At 67.7% G+C, this 22,118-nt stretch carries 23 protein-coding genes; 5 read left to right on the top strand and 18 right to left on the bottom strand.

Annotated elements, in window-relative coordinates:
* Positions 1-5: 5 nt before the first annotated feature.
* Positions 6-713 carry a helix-turn-helix domain-containing protein gene (locus tag N6C22_RS16035; protein ID WP_261652130.1) on the bottom strand — a complete coding sequence of 236 codons (708 nt, stop codon included), beginning with the start codon at positions 711-713 and terminating at the stop codon, positions 6-8.
* A 102-nt stretch (positions 714-815) separates the two neighbouring features.
* Between N6C22_RS16035 and N6C22_RS16030 the strand changes: the two genes are divergently transcribed.
* Positions 816-1,457 carry a metal-dependent hydrolase gene (locus N6C22_RS16030; RefSeq protein WP_261652129.1) on the top strand — a complete coding sequence of 214 codons (642 nt, stop codon included), beginning with the start codon at positions 816-818 and terminating at the stop codon, positions 1,455-1,457.
* 56 nt (positions 1,458-1,513) lie between these two features.
* Positions 1,514-2,002, top strand: coding sequence for a GNAT family N-acetyltransferase (locus N6C22_RS16025; RefSeq protein ID WP_261652128.1), 489 nt, complete (start codon positions 1,514-1,516; stop codon positions 2,000-2,002).
* 16 nt (positions 2,003-2,018) lie between these two features.
* On the opposite strand, the gene N6C22_RS16020 is transcribed toward N6C22_RS16025, so the two are convergent.
* A complete protein-coding gene (locus N6C22_RS16020) occupies positions 2,019-2,636 on the bottom strand; it encodes a hypothetical protein (protein WP_261652127.1) in 618 nt (205 codons plus the stop codon).
* 227 nt (positions 2,637-2,863) lie between these two features.
* Here N6C22_RS16020 and sod point away from each other — a divergent pair, with 227 nt between their 5' ends.
* Positions 2,864-3,466, top strand: coding sequence for a superoxide dismutase (gene sod / locus N6C22_RS16015; protein WP_261652126.1), 603 nt, complete (start codon positions 2,864-2,866; stop codon positions 3,464-3,466).
* Between the two features lie 115 nt (positions 3,467-3,581).
* Here the strand turns inward: sod and N6C22_RS16010 are convergent, their stop codons facing one another.
* The 11 genes from N6C22_RS16010 to N6C22_RS15960 all read right to left on the bottom strand — a co-directional run bounded on the left by N6C22_RS16010 (position 3,582) and on the right by N6C22_RS15960 (position 14,274).
* Positions 3,582-4,205 (bottom strand): GNAT family N-acetyltransferase, encoded by a 624-nt coding sequence (locus N6C22_RS16010; protein WP_261652125.1) that lies wholly within the window; start codon positions 4,203-4,205, stop codon positions 3,582-3,584.
* Positions 4,206-4,207: 2 nt separating this feature from the next.
* Entirely contained in the window at positions 4,208-4,831 is a 624-nt protein-coding gene (locus N6C22_RS16005; protein ID WP_261652124.1) for a GNAT family N-acetyltransferase, read from the bottom strand.
* A gap of 2 nt (positions 4,832-4,833) precedes the next feature.
* A complete protein-coding gene (locus tag N6C22_RS16000; protein WP_261652123.1) occupies positions 4,834-5,457 on the bottom strand; it encodes a GNAT family N-acetyltransferase in 624 nt (207 codons plus the stop codon).
* A 114-nt stretch (positions 5,458-5,571) separates the two neighbouring features.
* The gene (locus N6C22_RS15995) at positions 5,572-7,029 is read right to left on the bottom strand and encodes a hypothetical protein (RefSeq protein ID WP_261652122.1); all 1,458 of its coding nucleotides are present in this window, start codon (positions 7,027-7,029) and stop codon (positions 5,572-5,574) included.
* Positions 7,030-7,121: 92 nt separating this feature from the next.
* Entirely contained in the window at positions 7,122-7,775 is a 654-nt protein-coding gene (locus N6C22_RS15990; RefSeq protein WP_261652121.1) for a GNAT family N-acetyltransferase, read from the bottom strand.
* 71 nt (positions 7,776-7,846) lie between these two features.
* A complete protein-coding gene (locus N6C22_RS15985; RefSeq protein WP_261652120.1) occupies positions 7,847-8,302 on the bottom strand; it encodes a pyridoxamine 5'-phosphate oxidase family protein in 456 nt (151 codons plus the stop codon).
* Positions 8,303-8,383: 81 nt separating this feature from the next.
* Positions 8,384-9,994, bottom strand: coding sequence for a Coenzyme F420 hydrogenase/dehydrogenase, beta subunit C-terminal domain (locus N6C22_RS15980; RefSeq protein ID WP_261652119.1), 1,611 nt, complete (start codon positions 9,992-9,994; stop codon positions 8,384-8,386).
* Positions 9,984-11,675 carry a nitrite/sulfite reductase gene (locus N6C22_RS15975; RefSeq protein ID WP_261652118.1) on the bottom strand — a complete coding sequence of 564 codons (1,692 nt, stop codon included), beginning with the start codon at positions 11,673-11,675 and terminating at the stop codon, positions 9,984-9,986. The genes N6C22_RS15980 and N6C22_RS15975 overlap by 11 nt, the downstream gene beginning before the upstream one ends.
* Before the next feature lie 255 nt (positions 11,676-11,930).
* Positions 11,931-12,770 carry an SDR family NAD(P)-dependent oxidoreductase gene (locus N6C22_RS15970; protein ID WP_261652117.1) on the bottom strand — a complete coding sequence of 280 codons (840 nt, stop codon included), beginning with the start codon at positions 12,768-12,770 and terminating at the stop codon, positions 11,931-11,933.
* A 54-nt stretch (positions 12,771-12,824) separates the two neighbouring features.
* Positions 12,825-13,688, bottom strand: a complete 864-nt coding sequence (locus N6C22_RS15965; RefSeq protein ID WP_261652116.1) for a hypothetical protein — start codon at positions 13,686-13,688, stop codon at positions 12,825-12,827.
* Between the two features lie 4 nt (positions 13,689-13,692).
* Entirely contained in the window at positions 13,693-14,274 is a 582-nt protein-coding gene (locus N6C22_RS15960) for a flavodoxin domain-containing protein (protein WP_261652115.1), read from the bottom strand.
* 127 nt (positions 14,275-14,401) lie between these two features.
* On the opposite strand from N6C22_RS15960, the gene N6C22_RS15955 reads away from it, so the two are divergent.
* Complete coding sequence (locus N6C22_RS15955; RefSeq protein ID WP_261652114.1) at positions 14,402-15,028, top strand: TMEM175 family protein; 627 nt, start codon at positions 14,402-14,404, stop codon at positions 15,026-15,028.
* Positions 15,029-15,126: 98 nt separating this feature from the next.
* Here N6C22_RS15955 and N6C22_RS15950 read toward each other — a convergent pair whose 3' ends face one another.
* From N6C22_RS15950 to N6C22_RS15930, 5 genes are all read right to left on the bottom strand, one after another.
* Entirely contained in the window at positions 15,127-16,317 is a 1,191-nt protein-coding gene (locus tag N6C22_RS15950; RefSeq protein WP_261652113.1) for a PQQ-binding-like beta-propeller repeat protein, read from the bottom strand.
* 85 nt (positions 16,318-16,402) lie between these two features.
* Positions 16,403-17,668, bottom strand: coding sequence for a PQQ-binding-like beta-propeller repeat protein (locus N6C22_RS15945; protein ID WP_261652112.1), 1,266 nt, complete (start codon positions 17,666-17,668; stop codon positions 16,403-16,405).
* A 91-nt stretch (positions 17,669-17,759) separates the two neighbouring features.
* The gene (locus tag N6C22_RS15940; RefSeq protein WP_261652111.1) at positions 17,760-18,668 is read right to left on the bottom strand and encodes a metal ABC transporter permease; all 909 of its coding nucleotides are present in this window, start codon (positions 18,666-18,668) and stop codon (positions 17,760-17,762) included.
* A 2-nt stretch (positions 18,669-18,670) separates the two neighbouring features.
* Positions 18,671-19,417, bottom strand: a complete 747-nt coding sequence (locus N6C22_RS15935) for a metal ABC transporter ATP-binding protein (RefSeq protein ID WP_261652110.1) — start codon at positions 19,415-19,417, stop codon at positions 18,671-18,673.
* Complete coding sequence (locus N6C22_RS15930) at positions 19,414-20,421, bottom strand: metal ABC transporter solute-binding protein, Zn/Mn family (RefSeq protein ID WP_261652109.1); 1,008 nt, start codon at positions 20,419-20,421, stop codon at positions 19,414-19,416. The genes N6C22_RS15935 and N6C22_RS15930 overlap by 4 nt, the downstream gene beginning before the upstream one ends.
* A 136-nt stretch (positions 20,422-20,557) precedes the next feature.
* Between N6C22_RS15930 and N6C22_RS15925 the strand changes: the two genes are divergently transcribed.
* Positions 20,558-22,066, top strand: coding sequence for a replication factor C large subunit (locus N6C22_RS15925; RefSeq protein ID WP_261652108.1), 1,509 nt, complete (start codon positions 20,558-20,560; stop codon positions 22,064-22,066).
* The last annotated feature ends 52 nt before the right edge of the window (positions 22,067-22,118 follow it).

Here is a 22,118-nt window from a genome sequence, read left to right as displayed (position 1 = left end):
TTCTCCTACGGCAGTTCGCGCAGCGCGTCGACCATCTCGTCGACGGGTTTCTTCGTTATCGCGAGCGAGAAGCCGTCGGCACGCGCGAGTTTCGAGGCGTGACGCCAGAGGTCCTCCTCCTCGATACCGTGGAGGACCACCGCGTTCGGGGTCGGCGTGACGACCCGCATCGCCACCAGCGGGGACTCCCCGCGGGTGATGTCGGTGAAGACGAGCGCCCGCGAGGTCGACTGCCCGTAGAGCCGGTAGAATTCCTCCGAGGAGAGACGGGTGATGGCCGCGATGGAGTTGATGACGGTGTGGCCCGAGATGTTGCGCTCCTCGGCAGCGTGTATCTCGGTGGCGTCGATGGCGTCGTAGAAGCGCGACAGCGGGATGGTCGTCGGGTACTCGCGCAGGTCGCGGACGATGTCGCTCTCGAAGCCGGCCGAGAGGACACGGGCGTACTGCCGGATGTGGTCGCCGCCACGTGCCTCGTCGATGTCGAGGAGCGCGTTCACCATCCGGCTCACGACCCCGATTCCGGGGTTCTCGCGGCGTCCGCTCTCGTAGTCGGAGATGACCGACGAAGAGACGTCGAGGTGGGCTGCGATGTCGGTCTGGGAGACCCCGAAGTCGGTGCGCCACTTCCGGAGGGTCGCGCCGGGGTCGTCCGAGAGGGTCACCTCGCCGGCGATCTTCGTCGCCAGGTTGCGCCGTGGACTGTCACTCATCGTCACGGAATGGTGCGACCCCGGGCAAAAGCGTATCGAAACCGCACCTCGACAGACGACGAACCACGAGGGATTTCACCATGGGTACCGATACCGTCTCCTATGCCCTCGACCGTCGTCCACGTCGCCCTCGCCGCCATCATCGGCTGTGCCCTCCTCGGGCCAGCCTTCTCCGGCCGCGCACTCCTCGTCGTGATGGGCCTGACCGCGTTCGTCGACCTCGACGTGTTCCTGGGGTTCGTCCTCGTCGGTGCCCACCGGGCCGCGTTCCACACGCTGCTGTTTCCCGCGGCCCTCGCGGGCATCCTCGCGTTCGACCTGCTCGCCGACCGCCCCTCGAAACTCGCCGCGCGGTTCGGCCCGCACGCTCCCCGGATCGCCGGTGTCGCCGTCGTGGGGGCAGTGTTCGGTGCCATCGGACCAGACCTGATGACCAACGGCGTGAACGTGTTCTGGCCGCTCCACGACCAGTTCTACGCCCTGACCGGCAAGCTCCACCTCTCGAACCAGGAGGGCATCATCCAGACCTTCGTCGAGTTCGAGAACGGCGAACCGACGAAGAAGGTCGCCAAGGGCTCCACCAGGGAGTTCCAGTACTACACCGGCGTCGACACCAACCCGGACCGCACCGGGGAACCGGTCACCCGGGAGCGCATCTTCCCGCTGGTCGACTCCGGCGTCCAGCTCCTGCTCGTCCTCACCGGGGGGTTCGTCTCGGCGGCGCGGCTGTGGGAGGAGCGATGACCGGCGTGCCAGTCCGCGAACGAAACGGTGAGGTGGGCCCCTGCTGAACTGTGACCATGACCAGACCGTACGACCCCGACAGCGACGCGGAGACGCTCTGGGAACTGAAGCGCGGCTTCGAGCTCGGGCTCGGCTCCGGGACGGGCGGCGACGAGAAGCAGGCGAAGTACGAGGACAAGCTGGACGACGACTATCGCGAGGAGTGGCTCGACTGGGTCCAGCGATGTGTCGACGAGGACGACCGCTGTGTGACGCTCGCCGAAGACGACGACGGAACCATCGCCGGTTACGTGTTCGTCCTTCCGTCACGATTCGCGTTCATCTGGGACGCCGCGGTCCTCAACGAGCTCTACGTCCGACCCGAGTACCGCGGCACCGGGGTCGCAGACGACCTGATGGCCGCCGCGGTCGCGCTCGCCCGTGACCAGGACCTCCCGCTCGACCGGCTGGTGCTGGACGTCGACCGGGAGAACGAGCGTGCGAAGTCCTTCTACGACCGCCACGGGTTCGACCACTGGGGCGAGATGGTCGCCCGACAGCTGTAGGGTCTGTCGGTCGGCGTCAGTCCGCCAGGTGGGCGATGACGCCACCCAGCCCGCCACAGATGACCGGGTAGACGATGCCGGCGACGACCACCGCGTTGACCAGCGGGACCGACAGCGACGTGCCGTCACCCGAGGCCGCGAACAGGACCGAGCCGAGGGCCGACAGCACGAGGTAGCCCACGGCGACGAGTGCGCCCGCGACGGCCGAATCGGCGATGTCGCCGGCGAGGCCACTCGTGCGCGCCGCGAGGAAGCCCGCGGCCAGGAGCGCCAGCGGGACCACGACGTAGGTCACCTGCACGAGCCCGCCGCCGGCGAGGTCGATGAGGTTGAACGACCCGCTGGCGAGCGGGCCCTCGTAGGCTAGCTGGACGAAGTGCCCGTTGAACAGCACCATCCCTGCGGCCTTCCACGTCGCGACACCGTCACGGATGGCACTGATGAAGGCCTGTTCGAGCGCCTGCCCCAGCGAATCGGGCTGTGGCAGCTGGGTCTGCGTCCACAGGACGAACGCCAGCAGATAGCTCGCGACGAACGCGCCGACGCCGGCGGCGGCGCTCCGTGCCACCGTCGTCGCGTCGAGCGTCGCGCCCTCGTCACCGAACGTCGCGGACAGACTATTGTCGGTCGACATGATAGTTCCGGCTTCCGGCGCATCCGGTAAAGACATTGTGTAAACCGCGACTTTGTTGTAAGTATCGATTACATTTATCACAAACAAGATAAGATACGTAGGGTCGTCGTTGAAGTGGGGGCGAACCGAAACCACTAGGTTCGACGGCCCCCGACCTGTCACTCTCACTACTGGAATACGCTTCAGATTACGGTTAACAGGGTCCGGGGCCTGCATCCGAACGTACCATGACCGACTACGAACTGCCGCCACTCCCGTACGACTACGACGCACTCGAACCGCACATCTCCGAACAGGTGCTGACGTGGCACCACGACACCCACCATCAGGGCTACGTGAACGGCTGGAACGCGGCCGAGGACACGCTCGCCGCGAACCGCGAGGCCGGTGAGTTCGGTGACTCCCCGGGTGCAATCCGCAGTGTCACCCACAACGGTTCCGGACACGTCCTCCACGACCTGTTCTGGCAGAGCATGAGCCCCGAGGGTGGCGACGAGCCCGACGGCGACCTCCGTGACCGAATCGAGGCCGATTTCGGCTCGTACGACGCCTGGGAGGGCGAGTTCCGTGCCGCCGCCGGGAACGCCGGTGGCTGGGCGCTGCTCGTCTACGACTCGTTCAGCAACCAGCTCCGAAACGTCGTCGTGGACAAGCACGACCAGGGCGCGCTGTGGGGTGCCCAGCCCATCCTCGCGCTCGACGTCTGGGAGCACTCGTACTACCACGACTACGGCCCGGCCCGCGGCGACTTCGTGGATGCCTTCTTCGAGGTCGTCGACTGGCGCGAGCCGAGCAGCCGGTACGAGGACGCCGTCGCCGCCTTCGAATAAGGTCCGACCACGCTTCGGCCCGCTATCGCATCTCTCGATTTCCAGCCGCCAACCCGCCGAATCGACGCCGTGGGCATCACACGCGGTCGTCCCGGCGGGCAGTCATCCCCTGTTCTCACCCGAAAAATCGCACGTCAGGGTCGACGTCACTCGCCTCGTAATCCTCGCGGGTGATGCTGTACTGGACCACGTCGTGTGGCTCGCCGTCGATGACGTGCCCGTTCCGGAGTACGGCGTCGCGCTGGCCGTTCCAGCGGTCGATGTACTTCCCGATGGCTCGCTTCGACTGCTCGTTCGCGACCGTGTGGGACACCGACACCATCTCGAGGTCGAGGCGCTCGAAGGTCAGGACGACGAAGGCGTCGGCGCGTTCGCCGGAGTAGCCACGACCCCAGAAGGGCTTGCGCAGGCCGAAGGTGAAGTACGCGGTCCGGCGGTCCCAGAGGGCGAACAGCTCGGCCTCGCCGGCTGGCTCCCCGGCACCGTCTTCGCCCGGTTTCGGACGGACGACGTAGGTCCCGGCGTTCCCGCTGGCCCAGCGGTCGTTCCGCGAGGCGAGGAACTCGCGGGCCTCCTGGGGGTGGTCGAAGGGCTCGATGGGGATGTGCTCGAACGCGTCGGGACTCGCGTTCTCGGTGTTCATCGGCTCGTATCGTTCGAACACGTCCGTCGAGTCGGGCGACTCGTGGACCAGGGTCAGGCGCTCGGTCTCGATTCGGTCGGGGAAGAGGTCGGTCATGGTCAGTCCTGGATGGTCAGCGCAACGTCCACGTCCGATTCCTCGTACTGCTCGCGGGTGATGCTGTAGCGGTGGACGCTCGCGGGGTCGTCGCCGTGGGTCTGCAGGTTGCGGAAGTAGCCGTCGTGCTGGCCACCCCACCTGCCCACGTACTTCTCGATGGCTCGTTTCGACTGCTCGTTCTCGTCGAGGACCGTCGCGGCGACGAGGTCGAGGTCGAGGCGGTCGAACGCGAGCGTGACGAAGGCGTCGGCGCGCTCGCCGGAGTAGCCCCGGCCCCAGAAGGGCTTGCGGAGCCACATCCCGAAGGTGACGCTCCGGCGGTCCCAGTCGGGGTGGAGGCCCGCAGTACCGGCGAACTCGCCCGCCCCGTTCTGGCCGGCCTTCGGGTACAGGGCGTACAGTTTCCCGTCGCCCGCATCGGCACGGTCACCCATCGCCCGGACGAACTCCCACGTCTCCTTCGGCGTCTGGTGGGGCTCCCAGGTCATGTACTGCGTCGCCTGCTCGATACCCTCCTCGGTGGAGTAGTAGGGGTAGACGTCGAGGGTGTCGACGGTGTCGAGCCCGACGCGCTCGAAGCGCAGGCGGTCGGTCTCGAAGCTGTCAGGGAACAGGTCGGCCATCGCTATTCCCCGCCCTCGTGGACCGTCACCTCGACCGCGACATCGGCCGCGTCGTACTGCTCGCGGGTGATGGTGTACCGATGCAGGTCACGCGGCTCGTCGTCGAGGACGACCCAGTTCCGGAGGATGCCGTCGTACTGGCCGCCCCAGCGTTCCACGTACTTCTCGATGGCGCGCTTCGAGGCGTCGTTCTCGTCGGTGTGGGCGGCCGCGACGAGGTCGAGGTCGAAGCGGTCGAACGCGAGGTTGACCAGGGCGTCGGCGCGCTCGCCGGAGTAGCCACGGCCCCAGAACTCCTCGCGGAGCCAGACGCCCAGGCGGGCAGTCCGGCGGTCCCACAGCGGGATGAGCGAGGCGACGCCGGCGAACTCCCCCGTGCCCTCCTCGCCGTCTTTCGGGAACATCGCCCAGTTCGCCCGGTCGGCCTCCTCCCACTTCTCCGCGCTCTCGCCGAGGTAGTCGAAGGTGTCCTTCGGCGTGTGGTGCTGAGACTTCGAGATGTGCTCGACGGTGTCGCCGAACCCCGGCTGGCTCATCACGTCGTACAGCTCGAACACGTCGACGGACTGGTCGAGGCGCTCGTAGCGGAGGCGTTCGGTCTCGAACGCGGTGGGGAACAGGTGCATGCCTGGCGGGTTCTCGTGGGAGTACAAAAAGCGTTCTCGGGGTGTGACAGGTCATGGCTCGCCCACGGTTTGGGCGGCCGCCAGCCACGCTTTTTGTCGTGGCTTCCAGCCACGCTACGTCACGAACAGCCGATCCCGCGCGGTCTCGCAGGCGGTCCGGAGCGCGTCGTCGCGGGCGCAGGCGTCCACCCAGTCGAGGTAGTCCAGTTCGCCCGGGCCGCCGAGGTGGCCCAGCGCGTACACCGCCTCGCGGACGGTTCGGCGGTCGTGCCGCGTCGGGTCGGCGTACCACCGGACGACGGCGGCCGGGTCGGCCAGTGGGTCGGGAACCGGTTCTGGGGTTCCCTCCGCGGCCTCGGCTGCTGCCTGGAGCGATGCCTGCACGTCGTAGCCCGCGGCGTCGAGGTAGTAGAGGCCGACGAGGCCGGCCAGGACGCCAGCACCCGTCCCGCAGGCCAGGCTCTCGAAGCGGTCGGCCCGGCGCGCACCCAGGACGGGGGAGCCCAGCGTCAGGTTCGCGAGGGTGATACCCGCGAGGAACCGGACCGCGGGGCCGGCATCGGAGTCCAGCACAGCCGCCACGCGGCTGGTGTACGGTTCGACGACGTGGGCGTGGGACCGGGCGAACTCGCGCAGGGCCGAGAGCGCGAGCGCCCGCGAATCGGGGTCGTCCTCGTCGAGCATGGCGACGAGACGGGGCACGACCACGCTGTCGTCGACCGCCAGCAGCGCGTCCGGGCGCTCCCAGGCGAGGGAGGCGACCGCGGCGGCGCTCGCCTGTCGAATCGGTGCGTCGTCGTCCGCGAGGGAGGCGACGAATCGCTCGCGGACCTGCCCGTCGATGGTGCCGAGGTGGGTCAGCGTGGTCGTCACCGGGTGGAGGAACTCGCGGGAGACCACGACGGCCCCACGCTGGGACTCGAACGCCCGGAGCAGGCTCTCGGTGACCGGTCGGACGGCGTGCGGGTCGTACGCCCCGATCTCGGCGAGTCGTTGCGCCGCATCTGTGGGTAACTCCTCGGCGTCGAGTCGCTCCGCGAGGTCGAACGGTTCGTCGGGATGGGGCGGCTCTGCCGTGGTGCGGGTGGCCTCGACGAATCGCTGCATGGCCTCGCGGTGGTGTCCCTCGCAGACGTGGTAGGCGAGAGCCTCGCCGGTCACGACGGACAGCTCGCGCTGTTCGCAGTGTTCGCAGTCGGTGACGGTCTCCTCGACCCAGTCGCGGGTGTCGTCGTGCGCCCAGTAGTCCGGTCGTGCCGACGGGCGAAGGTCGGCTCCCGCCCTGGCGTACGCCTGCACGAGACGGGTGAGGTCGGTCAGCTCGTCGGCGCTGTTCGGGTGGTCGTACTGCGCGAACGCGGGCCGCCACGAGAGCGTCTTGAGTCGGTTCGCGATGCGGTGGAGCGCGTCGTTGTCGAGGTCGCGCTCGAGGTTGGTCGCGAGCTCGCGCCGGAAGAAGACTGCATAGGCGTCACGAAACGCGTCGGCGTCGCTCACGCCGATGGCTGCGGCCGGCGGGTCGAACGACACGGCGGTCGTCGCCGGGAGGTCCCAGCCGGTGTCGATTGGCATACCGGCGATTCCGCGTGCCGATGCTTAATGGCTCCGTCCGAGCACGCGCGCCTGTGGCACGACCTGACCGGTGGCTCCGTGCGTCGCGCCGGTCAGTCCAGGGTGGCCGGGTGCGTCTCCGGCTCCGTCTCGACCGCCGCCTCGTCCACGTAGCCCATCGCGGCCCGGTACTGCTGTCGGGTGATACTGAACCGGTGGACGTCGTGGACCGTCTGACCGTCGGGGAGCCAGTTTCGCAACAGGCCATCGTACTGGCCGTCGAACGCCTCGGTCATGTGCTCGAAGATGTTGTAGGCGTGGTCGTTCCCGTCGATGGCGTCCGCGATCATCAGGTCGAACCCGAGGTCACAGAAGCCGAGGTCGTGAATCGCCTTCCCGTACTCGGTCATGAACCCCTGGTTCCAGTGGTCCTTCCGGGTCCACATCACCATCTCCGCGGTCCGGCGCGGCCAGAAGCAGTCGAGGTAGGTGATGCCGATGCTGGCTCCGGCGTCGTCGAACCCGTCACCCAGCCGGATGCAGTAGGTCGCGCGTTCCCGCTCGTCCCACTGGTGCCCGCAGTCGTGGATGTAGTCGTACGTCTCCTTCAGCGTGTGATGTGGCTCCCAGGGGAGCCATCGGAGTTCGGTCTCGACCGTCGGCCGGCTGGCGTCGAACAGCCGTTCGTGGAGGGTGGCGACGTCGACCGATTCGGGTCGGACTGGCGTCAACTGCAGGCGCGGCGTGTTTATCTCGTCGGGAAACACGAGATATAAAACAGAGTAAGTGTATATTAATTTTTCTAGGATTGGGAGGAGATTAAATCCTGTTCGCCCGCTCAGTCCTCGGTGTGTGCTTCCCGTTTGCCCGTGAATTCGTACGGTTTCATCCGGAAGAACTCGAAGGTGAGTTCCTGTGGGTCGCGGTCGAACGTATCGACCAGCGGGATGTGGATGCGGCGCATCCGGTCGAGGATCTCCGTCCCGACGGTCCCCTCGGTTATCGGGGAGAGCTGGCCGGCCGCGACGATGCTCTTCCAGCCGTCGTCGGTGTGTTCGTGGGTGACGAAGGAGACGTGGCTGTCGCGCTCGAGCAGGTCGGCCTTCGTGCTGTCGGTGCCGAACGCGAGCCGGAAGTAGAACGTCTCCTCCTCGGCGTCGAAACCGTAGGAGATGGGGATGGAGTACGGGGCCTGCTCCTTCCCCGACGAGAGCGAGAGGACCCCTGTCCCGCCCCGTCCGAGGAACTCGTTTCGCATCTCTTCGTCCATCTGTACGGAGCGGATGTCTTCCATGGGGAATGATAGCACGTCAGCGCAGAAAAGTGTTCGTCAGAATCTCGATACTCGAAAGACCTCGGCGAGGTCCCCCCAGCGTCAGTGCCCGTGCTCGTGTGGATTTAGGCTCGTCCCGTAGTACTCGGCGTGTTCGGTGTACTCGATGAACCGCGGAGCGTCCGGGTCGAAGGGGCGTTGCAGGGCCTCGAACGCCTGTTTCTTGTCCCATGACTGTAACTTTCCGATGGCGGAACGGTCCTCGAGGTCGTGGGACACCAGGTCGGGTTCGGTCAGTTCCCACGCCTTCAGCCCCTGCTCGGTCCGGACGATGACGCTGGAGAACTCGTCGCTCGACCCGACGGAGCCGACGGTGAGGTCGGCGCAGTAGCCGGTGAAGTCGGCGCACTCGCTACAGCCCTTGAGTGCGGCATCGTGGAAGTTCTTCACGTCCTCCTCGACGAGCAGGTCACCGTCGTGGTCGTACGCCAGCAGTTTCCCGTGGAGCACGTCGAGTTTCCCGATGTCTGCAGGACTGATGCCGCGTTTCTCCGCCAGTTGCTCGCCGATGAGGGAGTAGTAATTGAAATTCTTCGTGCACATCAGCGCGATGGTGTAGTCGATGGCGCGCACCCCGGCCTCCTGTGCGCCGTACTCCCACTCGAAGTCCTGCAGGGCGCGGATGCCCTCTATCTCGCAGGGCGTCCCGACCAGTGCGAGCGAGAGGTCTTCGGGGTCTTTGTCCGGAAGCTGGTCGGCCCACTGCTCGGGATCCAGACTGCCCAGTGCCATCGTCTGGTTGTAGAAGCTCCCCGAATTCGCGACCAGGTCCTCGTGGCTGGTCGCGAGGAAGGGTTCGGCCTTCCACTCCTCGTCGTCGCTCTCGGTCGCGATGAGTGCGCCGTCTATCTCGCCCGCCGCGAGCAGGTGGCTCAGCACCGAGGTGACCACGCCGCCGTCCTGTGCGCCCTCGCGCCAGTCCTCGTCGACGCGGGCGGAGAACTCGGTGATTGGGTCGCCCGCCCCCGTCACGTTGTCCTCGCCGCCGGTGATCGTCCACTGGCGCTCGTACCGCAGGCCGCCCCGGGGGCAGAAGTCCCAGCACAGCGAGCAGCCGGTGCACATCTTCACGAGTTCGGGGAGGTCGTCGTCGCCGATGCCGATGGAGTCCGAGGGACAGGCCGCGACGCAGGTGCCACACTGGATGCACCGCCCCTCGTCGATGACGGCCTCGTCGAGCTCCATGAACCAGGTCTTCCCGTCCGGCGTCTCGATGTCGTTCATCTCGCTCCTGATGGCGGCGGGTGGCGTCTCCAGACTTGCACCGTCCGGCAACTGGACCCGGGTGGCGGGGTCGCCGTCGTCGACGTTCTGGCTGGTGTTCTCGGCAGGTCGGGTGAACGAGAGGTCGCCGAGGCTCCCGTCGGCATCGACGTTCACGGGGCGACTGCCGCCGTCGGTGACGGGGGCAGCGTCGCCGCAGGTGCAGGTGTCGCCGGAGCAGCCAGCGTCACCCCCTGACGAACTGGTCGAAACGGTCGGGACTGTCGGGTTCCCGGCGTCCCGGTCGGTCTCGGGGACGTGTGGGACGGGGGCCGGGTCACGCTCTCGCTTGCCGTCACCCGGTTCGGTCAACTCCGGGGCCACGTCGGCCGGAATCACGGACTCGTACTGCTCCGGGGCGTCGCCCCGCTCCTCGTCCTCAGTCGCCATGTGCGACACCTCCCGAGACGTTCGCGTCGGCCCGTTGCATGACCTGCCGAAGCCGGTCGTTGCCGACCCGGCGGCACCACTGGTAGAAGCGCTCGCCGGCCTCGCGGTCGGTCACGAACGCCTGCAGGAGCTGTTCCAGTGCGGGAACCACCGCGTCCGCAGGCACCGCGGTCTCGACCCAGTCGAGGAACTCGTTGTCGCTGCCGAGACTCCCGCCGAGGCCGAAGTCGACACCCTCGACGATGTCGTCACCCTCGCCGCCGCGGTCGATCTTGACGGTCTCGCCGCGGAAGCCGACGTCCGCAATCTGGGGCTGGGCACAGGAGGCGGAACAGCCGGACAGATGCAGCCTGACCACGTCCACGTCATCCGGGACGACGACCTGTTCGTCGAGTGCCTTCGCCCACCGGCGGATGCGGAGCTTGGTCTCGATGATGCCGTAGTTGCAGAACTCGCTGCCGGTGCAGCCGACCGCGCCGCGAGAGAACGGGCCGGGGTCTGGCTGGTAGTCCGCCGCAAACGGTTCGGCGAGCAGGTCGTCGACCCTGTCTTCGGGGATGTGACTCACGAGGAAGTTCTGGTCGGTGGCGAGTCTGACGGTCGCGTCCTCGGTGCCGTACGCCTGGGCGGCGCGGGCGGCCGCGGCGAACTCTTCGCCGCCGATACGGCCCGCGACGACGTTGAACCCGACGTACCTGAGCGAGTCGTCTTTCTGCGTGTGGACGCCGACGTGGTCGCCGCGGTAGCCCTCGGTCAGGTCGGTGCCCCTGCCGGGGAGGTCGACCGTGCAGCGGTCCCGGACCGCCTGCTCGAACGTCTCGGGACCGAGTTGCTGGACGAGGTAGCGCATCCGGCAGACGCCGCGGTTGTGGCGGTCGCCTAACTCCTTGAACGTCTGGGCGACGGCGCGACAGAACTCGACTACGTCCTCGGGTCGGACGAACACGTCGAGGTCCGAGGCCATCCGCGGGCCGTCGGAGAGACCGCCGCCGACCCGGACGTGAAAGCCGTAGAAGTCCTCACCGTCCACGACGCTGCGAGCCGGAACGAGCCCGAGGTCGTTTATCTGGGACTGCGCGCAGTCGTGCCGGCAGCCCGTGATGGTGAGTTTGAACTTCCGGGGCAGGTTGGCGTACTCGCGATTCCCGGTGAAGAAGTCAGAGACTGCGTCGACCACCGGCTGGGCGTCGAAGCACTCGTGGTGGTCCAGTCCGGCCGCGGGACAACCCAGCACGTTCCGGGCGGAGTCGCCACAGCCCTGGACCGTCGTCAGGCCGACCTCGTCGTAGCGGTCCCATATCTCGGGGAGGTCCTCGATGCGGATCCAGTGCATCTGCACGTCCTGTCTGGTCGTGATATCGAGGTAGGCGTCGCCCCACACGGGATTCTGGTCGCTCCCACCGTGTTCGGGCGGGGCGGTCGCGTACTCGGTGGCGACCTCGCCGATGACCCTGGCCTGTTCGGGTGTGAGTCGGCCGCCGGGGACCTTCGTCCGCAGCATGAAGTAGCCGCGATGGTTGCCGTGGGCGTACAGCCCGGCCCACTTCAGCCGTTCCCACTCGCCGTCGCCGGCCCGTTCCTCGATATCCGCGAACGAGAGGCCTTCGGCGGCGTACTCCCGCACGTCGTCGAGCACGTCGAGCGGGTGCTTCTCCTGTTTCCAGCGTTCGACCGTATTCATGAGTAGAGCTGCGCGTTGCCGCGCTAGGTAATCACATACACGCCGGTTGCGGGGTTGTACCTCCCCGTCCCGGCCATACCTGTCGCGTCACCGAGATGGACGACGACGTTGCCGGTTCCTGTGACGTGCTACCGAGGGACGAACTTCGAGAGGACCCCCGGAGAAGCGGTGAGGGCCGCGGTGGTCGTGTCTCAGTTCGTCTCGGTGACGCCTGCTCGTGTCACCAGCGTGGCCCGACCGGCCACCGCTGCCTGCTCAGACCGGGTCCGTCGGGAGGTCGTACGGCTCGGGCTGGCTCCCGTCGGTGTCCGTGAAGTCGTACTCGCGGGCGAGGTCGCCCACTTTGAAGATGCCGCCGGTCTTCGAGAACACGTCCTCGTCGGCCGCCAGCGCGACCACGGCCCGGCCGACGAACTCGGGCGAGTGGGTGCCTTCGGGCAGCTCCTCGCCGACCGAATCGAACGACGAGACGACTCGTTCGGTCCGGGTGAAGCCGGGATAGACCACGAGTGAGGTCACCCCGTCGGGTTCGAGTTCGTACGCCATCCCCTGATGCAGGCGGTCGACCGCGGTCTTGGCCACGTCGTAGGGGACGCTGCCGCGGAACTTCTCGCCGTCACCCGCCGAGATACCGACGATGAGGCCGTCTTGCTGGGCACGCATCAGCGGGGCCGCGAGCTGGCTGGTCGTGAAGTGCGCCCGGACGCCGGCGTCGAACATGCGGTCCCAGCGGTCGATGGGTTGCTTCCAGAACGGGTAGCCGAACGTCTCGTCGTGGCCCTCGTAGCCACCCCAGACGTTGTTCACGAGCAGGTCGAGGCCGCCGTGGTCGCTCTCGATACGGTCGAACAGCGTCTCGACCGCCGAATCGTCCGTGTGGTCGCACTCGACGGCGATGCCCTCGCCACCGGCCTCGGTGACGAGTGTGGCCGTCTCCGTCACCGTCCCGGGCATGTCCTCCGTCGTGTCCTCCGCGACGCTTCGCCCGGTGACGTACACCGTTGCGCCGGCCGCCCCGAGTTCTTCGGCGATGCCTCGACCGACGCCGCGACTCGCCCCGGTCACGAGCGCGACGGTATCCGAGAGGTCTCTCATGGGGTGTGTACGGTACGGAGGGGGAAAAGGTCGTCTCGCAAACTCGATTCCGGGTCAGTGGCCGGGTGAGTCGGCCGTGACCGTCGCGGTCCGGGTCGCGTCGCTGTCCGGGCCGATGGCACGGAGGAACCAGCCGGTCACGGCCAACCCAGCCACACTCAGGAGGACGAAGACGACTATCTGTGGCGCCGAAACCGGCTGCCCGTCCCGGAGCATCACGGCGACCATCGCCAGGACCGCGAGCCCGAGCGTCGTCGCCTTCACGAGCAGGACGGCAGTGAAGGCGTACCCCCAGGCGCGCCCCCGCCACAGCCAGTACGCCGACAGCGCGAACGCGGGCAGGAGCACCGCGAGGTCGAGCGACTGGATGACGGGCGTGACCAGGCCGGTGTTCTCGATGGCCGCCGGGATGGTCCCCGAGATGCTCGCGGGTACCACGTCGGCCAGCCAGAGCACGCCGACCAGCAGCGCCACGACGACCTGGTAGGCGACGGCCGCCCGGACCGGCCCGTCGCCGACCTGCCGGCGCACCACGTCGGGGTCGAGTCGTGCGACCCCCGCGGCGAGCGTGAACAGCGCCAGCCCGAACAGTGCAACGTACACGAGATAGAGCGGGTTGAACGCCGTCATCACCGCGTAGGAGGCGTAGGTGTACAGCAGGTAGCCGGTGACGCCGAGCCAGGCGACGTACCCCCGGACCGACCCGCGTGCCGCCAGGAGGAGCGCGACGGCCAGCGCCGGGACCGCCACCGTCAGCGTCAGGAAGTCCTGGCCGTAGAGCTGCGGGAGGAGCGGGTCCGAATCGCGGTAGAGCGACGGCACGAGCAGGCCCGCACCGGCGGCGAGCGTCGCCAGAACGAGCGTCACGAGCGAGGCGGCCAGGAGCCGGCGTGGCAGCGCGAGAGAGGATGTGCCCATCGCGCTACCTCGCGGTGGCCGCGTCCGGTTCGCCGGCCGCCGACTCGCCCTCGACGAACTCGGCGAACCCGACGGCGAACTCGTCCACCGCGTCCCAGTCGGTGTACTCGTAATCGCGGGACGTGTCCGTGTCGCCGGTCGCCTCGCTGGCGATCTTCTTCATCATGACGCGCTTGAGCAGGCCGTACTCGGAGTAACGGATGGCCCCCGCGAAGCTGGCCACCCGGTCGGGATGCCAGCTCGTCTTCTCGACGAACTCCTCGACGTAGCGGGCGGCCTCGAGCTGTCTGGCCTCGTCCTCGACCGCGCTCGACAGGCAGACCTGGAAGAACCCGGACGGGCGCGACGCGAGTTCGCGCCGGTTCTCCCGGACGAACGCGGCGACGTGCTTCTGGTGGGTCCCCATGTGGATGGACGCACCGACGAGCACCGCGTCGAAGGCCGTCACGTCGAGTGTGGGCGGCAACTCGGTCAGGTCGACCGTCGTGACCTCGTGGCCGCGTGCCGCGAGGTCCGCCTCGATGGCGGCGGCTACCTTCGCTGTCTGTCCTTCACCGGTCCCGTAGCACACGAGGAAATCGGCCATGTGTCTGTCACCACGTAGAGATTCGACGTATCGGACCGAATAGTCGTCTCAGATTCTCTCCCGGTGGGAACGACTCGCTGGCCGGGTGGGGGTGCGCGCTTTCTGTGACCGTGGCCTATACCAAGGTATGGCGAAGGCGTACGAGTCCGAGAGTGAGGAGACCGCACGACTGGTCGCCCTGAGTGACGGCGTCATCGCCATCGCCATCACGCTGCTGGTACTGGACCTCACCGTCCCGACCGTCACCGGTGGCGCAACCGACCGTGCCCTCACCGAACTGGTGTTCGAGCAGGGGCACGAACTGTTCGGCTACGTGCTCAGCTTCCTGGTCATCGGCCTCTACTGGGTGCTCCACCGGCGGGTCTTCATCTACGTCACCGGGCACGACCGCAAGGTGCTGTGGCTCAACCTCGTCTTCCTGCTGTTCGTGGCGTTCCTCCCCTTCGCGACCGCCCTGTTCACGGCCTATCCGACGACCCGGTTCGGCGTCGTCTTCTACTCGGTCGTCCAGGCCATGACGGGCCTCTGCCTCGCGCTCCTGTGGGTCCACGCCGCGCGCAGGCATCTCATCGCGGAGGGGCTCACCTCGCCCACCGTCCTGCTCCAGGCGGCCCGGTTCCTGGCGACGCCGACGGTCTTCACGCTCGCGGCGCTCCTCGCGTTCGTGAATCCAACGTTCGGTATCCTCTCGTGGTTGCTCCTCGTGCCGGTCAACGCGTTCTTCGAGCTCAGACTCGTCAGGGTCACGGCGTGACCGGCAGGTATCGCGTCACGCCCAGTAACGGACTGGCCGCCGGCAGGTACCGGTGACCTCCGTGCGGTCCTCGGTCGCGACTCGCGCCCGAACAGGCCTCACTCGACGACGTAGCCGGCCGTTCGCTCGGCGGTTCCAGCCGCGAGACGCTTGCCGACCGCGGTCACCCACCGGGCGCGCTCGGGGAACTCGATGGTCCCGAAGACGGCTCCGGTTTCGATGTCGATGCCAGTGACGGTCGCACCACTGGTGCCCCAGACGACGCCGGCCGCTGGCTGGACTGCCACACCTTCCGGGCCGGCGGCGGTGCTCGAATCGTCCGTCGCCGAGGCGATGTGCCCCCGCCAGCGAACAGACCCCGTGCCGGTATCGAGCGCGTACAGGTTCGACCTTCCACCGACGAGCAGCGTGTCGCCGACGGCCTGGGCGTGTCTGGTCCGTTCGTTTATCGGTGTCCGCCAGCTGGTCTCGCGGCTGGCCGCGTCGATGGCCTGGACCTCGGTATCTGCCGGCAGGTACACGGTCCCCTCGTGTGCCACTGGCGGGCCCGTCGCGCCGCTGCGGTCCTGCTCCCACACGCGTTCGAAGTCGGGGAGCGAGAACGCGCCGACGTAGCCGTGGAACCCGGCGAACAGGGTGTCGTCGACCACGACCGCACCGACGAACTGGTCGTTGACGGGCTGGCCGGACCAGACGAGGTCGAGGGTCTCCGCGTCGAACGCGAACAGCGTGTCCTGGTCACTACCGTGCCCGGGGTCTGCGCCGACGACCAGCAGGTCGTCGACGAGCTGCGGTTCCCCGTGGAAGTTCTCGGAGTGTTCGACCGTGGCCTGGGCTGCCAGCGCACCACCGTCCCGGCGGAACTTCTTGACCGTGCTCGTCGATGCCCCTCGCTCCTGGCCAGCGACGTACACGAACTCGTCCGTCACGACCGGGAGACAGGCAGCTTCGATGTCACCGGGGACCGATTGGTTCCACTTCCTGCTCCCGTCGGACACGGCGGCCACCTGGACGCCGACGCGCCGGGTCGTGACGAGGTCGGTGCCATCGGCGACCCCGGCCTGCCCGTACCGGGACTCTTCCCACACCTCCTTCACCTTCGGCGTCACGTCGGTCGTCGTCGACTCGGTCTTCACACTTGTCGTCGACTCGGCCTTCACACTGCTGGGTTCGCCCGTCGTCGACGGCTCCCTGGCCGGCCCGGCCTCCTCGGTGGTGTCTTGGAGCCGGAGGCAGCCGGCGCTGAGAAGCGACGCGAGGCCACAGACGACGGTGCGTCGTCGCGTCATCTCACACCTCCTCTCACCCATCTGGTGTCTTCATACCGACTGTTCCGCCGGTCGTCTCTCGGATGCGCCAGTGCGATGTGGCCGTTCATGGCACCTGATAGCACTTCCTGCCGTCGACGTTTCCGGCGACCACGCGGTCGCCGTCGGCCGCGAGCCAGTCAGCCCACTCACCGACTTCGCCCCGGCCGACGACCTCTCCGGTCGTGCTATCGATGCCAGTGACGTTGTACTTCCCGAGCCCCCAGACGAGACCCTGGTCCGCTTCGACGGCGAATCGGTTGGGCGAAAGCCCATTCGAGGTGTCCTGGCCGACCGAGGTCTGCCAGCGCAGCTCCCCGGTCGCCCTGTCGAACGCCGTGGCGTAGGTCGAACTGCCGACGAAGACCGTATCCTCGACGACCCGGATCGCCTCCGCCCGCCCGAACCGCATCGATTTCCACCGCGTCTCCCTGGTGGCCGGGTCCAGACACCGAACGCAGGAGTCCCCCGGCACATAGAGGAGCCCGTCGTGGGCCACCGGCGGGCTGCCGAGGCCTGCACCATCGTCTTCCCAGAGCAGGGAGAAGTCGGGAAACGAGAACAGGGCGTCGAAGTTGAAGAAGTTCGTGTAGATCAATCCGTCGACGACGGCCGCACCGATGAATCGCTCCGTGGTCGGCTGGCCGGACCACGTCACTTCGAGGGTATCGGCGTCGAGGGTGTACAGGGTATCGTTGTCGTTGTACGTCTCGATACCGAGGACGAGGGTGCCGTCGGCGAGGTGTGGCTGCCCGATGAACGGGGTTATCCGTTCGATGGTGTTCTGGGCCACAATCGCACCGCTGCGACGGTCGATCTTCAGGACGAGATTCCCCGATTCGTCTTCGTTCCGGCCGGCAGCGAACACGTAGTCGTCTGTCAGTAGTGGAACGCAGTCCGTCCCGATTCGCGCGAGCGACCGCTGTTCCCAGCGGGTGTCTCCCGACGAGACTTCCGTCGCCTGCACCCCGTGATCCCAGGCGTTGATGAGGAGTCCGTCATCTGCGACGCCGTATTTCGTTCGACGCCGGTCTTCCCACCGCAGCTGGAGCGATGGACCGGGGTCGGTCTCCGTCTCCGTCTCGGTCTCGGTGTCCGTCGGTTCGGCCGTGTCCGTCGGTTCGGCAGTCGCCGTTTCGGTGTCGGTGGCAGTCGCACTGGCGGTCTGCGTCCCCTGCGTCGTGCGCCGTCGGGTCCCCGTCGCTCCGGTCCCCGGCTCGCCCGTCGCGTTCGCCTCCTCGAGACGGAGACAGCCCGACCCGAGCGACAGTCCCAGACCCGCCAGGACTGTGCGCCGGTCGACCGCCCGTCCACGCGCTTGAAAGCCCCACATAATTCTGCGGGAAGAACTGTTAAGTAAAGTAGTTTCGGGACTGATACGGACACCACGACCGTCCGGCCCGACCCACCGTTCCGGGACCGCTTCACCGCGCTCCTGCGAGTCCGAGTCCCCCGACCGCGGCCGCCAGCAGGTAGCCCCCGATTGCGACGAGGACGATGGTGCCGCCGGCGGCGATACCGTAGGTGTACGAGAGCGTCGTCCCCGAGAGCACCGCGACCTGGGCGGCGACGATGGCGAACACGAGGGACTGCCGGAAGCTCCCGGCGACCTGCATGGCGGTCGCGACCGGGACGACCAGCAACGCGGCGACGAGGATGACGCCCATCATCTGCATCGCGCCGACGACGACCAGTGCGGTGAGGACGACGAGCAGCCGGTTCAACCAGTCGACGCGCATGCCCGCGGTGTGGGCCGCCGCCTCGTCGAAGGTGACGTAGAGCAGCTGCCGGTACGCGAGCGCGACCACGAGCGCGACGACCGCGCTGAGGACCACCAGTCGCTCTACGGCGGGGCGCGTCAGCGTCGACAGGCTCCCGAAGAGGTACTGACCGATGCCGACCGCGATGCCGCCGCTGGTGAGGCTGATGAGGACGGTCCCGAGGGCGAACCCGCCGGTGAGGACGATGGCCATCGACACGTCGTTGTACACCTCGGTGTGCTCCGAGAGGAGCTGGACGAGCAACGCGGCGAGCACGGCGACCACGAGGGCGGTGAGGTACGGCGAGACGCCGAGGCCGACCGTCTCGCCGAGGAACAGGCCGACGGCGACCCCGGCGAAGGCGGTGTGGGCGAGCGTGTCGCCGATCATCGACAGCTGGCGGTGGATGAGGAACGACCCGACCAGCGGGGCGACGACGGCGATACAGACCCCTGCGATGAACGCGCGTTGCATGAAGGGGTAGCCGAGCATCTCGGCGAGGAACCCGAGGAAGGTGGGCTGGAAGGGGGATGTGCTGGAGAGTGACGCGACAGAGAGGGTGAGCGTGGACATGGTCAGTGGTGGTGATGGTGGTGGTCGAGCAGTCGCTGGTTCGCTCCGTAGGCATCGGTGAGGGCGTCGCTCTCGGAGAAGTCGAGCGAGTCCCCGTGGAAGAAGAGCCTCCGGTTGATGCAGGCGACCGTCGAGGTGTAGGCCGTGACGACGCCGATGTCGTGCTCGACGAGGACGATGGTGAGCCCCTCGGCGTTCAGGTCCCGGAGCAGGTCGTAGAACTCCTCGCGGGACTCGGCGTCGACCCCGACGGTCGGCTCGTCGAGTGCGAGCAGGTCCGCCTCGGCGGCGAGCGCCCGGGCGATGAACACCCGCTGGCGCTGCCCGCCCGAGAGCGCCGAGATGCGGCGGTCCTGCAGGTCGGTGACGCCGACGCGCGCCATGGCCTCGGCGACCGCCTCGCGGTCGTCGGTCCCGAACCGCCCGAGGCCGACGTGGGGGTACCGGCCCATCCTGACGACCTCGTGGACCGTGATGGGCATCCCGCTCGCGGTCCCGGTGGTCTCCTGGGCGACGTAGCCGACCTTCGTCCCATCGGAGAACCGGCGTGCGGGCTCGTCGAAGAGTCGGACCTCGCCGCTGTCGGGGCGGACCAGCCCGAGCATGAGCCGGAGCAGGGTCGTCTTCCCCGACCCGTTCGGGCCGACGAGCCCGAGGAAGTCGCCTGCCTCCACGGCAAGCGAGACGTCCTCGACTGCGGGCTGCCCGCCGTACCCGAAGGTCACGTCGGTGAGCTCGACGACGCTCATTCGGCCCCCAGGGCCGTCGCCAGCGACGGCAAGTTCACGTTCTCCATCACGTCGACGTAGCCCCAGCCCCGCTCGTGCCACTCGTCGGTGAGGCTCGGGACCGGCGTCAGGGGCAGGACCTCGGTCGCGTCGGTCTCGGCGACGAGCTGGGTCGCGGCCCGGTCGGACTCGAATACCGGCGCGAGCAGGTACTCGATGTCGTGCTCGTCGATGACGGCCTGCGCCCGCGTGATGTCCTTCGGCGTGGGAGTCGCGTCCGGCGCGATCCCGGTCAGCGCCTCGACGTGGAAGTCGTAGCGGTTCCCGAGGTACTGGAAGGAGTTGTGGCCCGCGACGAGGACGGTGTCGGTCGTCCGGTCGGTCAGTCGCTCCTCGAACGTCGCGTCCATGGCCGCGAGGCGGTCGGTGAACGCGTCCGCGTTCTCGGCGTAGGCCGCCTCGTTGTCCGGGTCGACGCTCGCGAGGCCGTCGGCGATGGTCCGGACCGCCCGGGTCGCCCGGTCCGAATCGAGCCAGAAGTGGGGGTCCACCGCGCCGTGGTCGTCGTGTTCCTCCTCTTCGTGGTGCTCGTCGTCGTGACCCGATTCGTCGTGGTGTTCTTCCTCGTGCCCGCCGTCGGCCGGCAGCAGGTCGATGCCCTCCCAGGCCTCGATGACGTGGACGTCCGCCCCGTCGTCGCGGACGTTCCGGACGAGTTTGTCTGCCCAGGGCTGGAACCCCTCGCCGACGTAAACGAACCCGTCGGCCCCGTGGACCTTCCGCTGGACGTCGGGGCCCGGTTCCCAGCCGTGGCCGTGCTGGCCGAACGGGATCAGGTTGTTCACGGCGAGGTCGTCACCTGCCACGGCGCTCGCGAAGTCCGAGACCACGAAGAAGGAGGTCTGGACCGTCGTCTCGCCCTCGCCGCCCTCGGACCCGGTTGTGATGGACCCGAGACAGCCGGCGAGTGCCGCTGTCGTTGCCGCGCTCCCGAGAAGGACGCTCCGGCGCGTCGTTCGTTCCATGTTGCTAACGAAAACACGCTAGTTAATAGCTCTTGTTAACTTCTTGGCCGATTATTAACAACAACTGCCTCGGGCTCCCGTGGCCGCGATGGCCGCTCCGCAACCACTAAACGCGGCTCACACCAACCACCGTGCAATGGCTGACTGGACCGAAAAGTATCGCCCGAGAACCCTGTCGGAGGTCCGGGGGAACGACAAGGCCCGCAAGCAGTTCAAGCAGTGGGCCGACACGTGGGACGACCACCGGCAGGCCGCCATCATCCACGGCTCGCCGGGGGTCGGAAAGACCTCTGCGGCGCACGCGCTGGCCAACGACATGGGCTGGCCGGTGATGGAGCTGAACGCGAGCGACTCGCGGACTGCCGACGACATCAAGCGCTTCGCCGGGCGCGCCTCGCAGAACCAGACGCTCGGCGGCGGCAGCGGCGGCCGCCAGCTGCTCATCGTGGACGAGGCCGACAACTTCCACGGGAACAGCGACTACGGCGGCTCGCGCGAGGTGACCCGCATCGTCAAGGAGGCGAACCAGCCCATCGTGCTCATCGCGAACGAGTTCTACGACATGAGCAACAGCCTCCGGAACGCCTGCAAGGACATCCAGTTCCGCGACGTCTCGAAGCGCTCCATCGTGCCCGTCCTCCGAGACCTCTGCCGCAAGGAGGATATCGAGTACGAACAGGACGCGCTGGAGAAGATCGCCGAGAACACGAGCGGCGACCTGCGCTCGGCCGTCAACGACCTGCAGGCGCTCGCCGAACAGGGCCAGCGACTCACCGTCGACGACGTGGTGATGGGCGAGCGGGACAAGACGGAGGGCATCTTCGACTTCCTCGACGACGTCATCAAGCACAAGGGCGCACAGGAGGCGCTGTATGCGGCCTACGACGTGGACGAGACGCCCGACGACCTGCTGAACTGGGTCGAGGACAACATGCCGAAGGACTACCGGGGCGACGAACTCGCCGACGCCTACGGCTACATCGCGCGGGGCGACACCTGGCTCGGCCGGGTGCGCTCGACGCAGGACTACTCGTTCTGGCGCTACGTCACCGACAACGTGGCCGCGGGCGTCGCGGCCTCGCGCCAGCACGACCACGGCGGCTGGACCCGGTACGGCCCGCCGAGCTACTGGTCGAAGCTCGGACGGTCGAAGGGCACCCGGAAGAAGCGCGACGCCATCGCCCGCAAGATCGCCGAGAAGGGCGGCTTCAGCATCGCGACGGCCCGCCGGGACGTGATGCCGTTCCTGGCGACGATGACCCACCACTGCAAGCCCCGCGACCTGACCGTCCAGATGGCCGCAGTCTACGAGTTCGACGCCGCCGAGGTGTCGTTCATCACGGGGAGCGGTGAGAGCACGAACAAGGTCCAGGACATCGTCGCGGACGCCGAGGAGCTGCGCGAGACCGAGGCCGTCGAACACTCCGGTGGCGCGTTCGAGGGCTTCGCGAGCGATTCGACGCGGGGCGGGGCCGCCGCGGAATCGGCAGCCGACGGGGGCAAGAGCGAGGAGTCCGGCTCGGACGACGACCAGCAGACCCTCGGTGGCGGGGACAGCGCTGACACGACCGAACAAGCCGAGGAATCGGCAGATGAGGAGGCCGAGACGGACGACGGCCAGTCCGGACTCGACGACTGGATGTGAATTTCTCTCAAGGTTAAACTTCTTACCTGTTTGGCTGTGAAAAAATATCGGA

Origin of the sequence: Haloarchaeobius sp. HME9146 (assembly GCF_025399835.1) — an archaeon.
Taxonomy (GTDB): domain Archaea; phylum Halobacteriota; class Halobacteria; order Halobacteriales; family Natrialbaceae; genus Haloarchaeobius.
The sequence above is the reverse complement of the archived record's forward strand: the minus strand, read 5'-3'. Positions and strand labels throughout refer to the sequence as shown.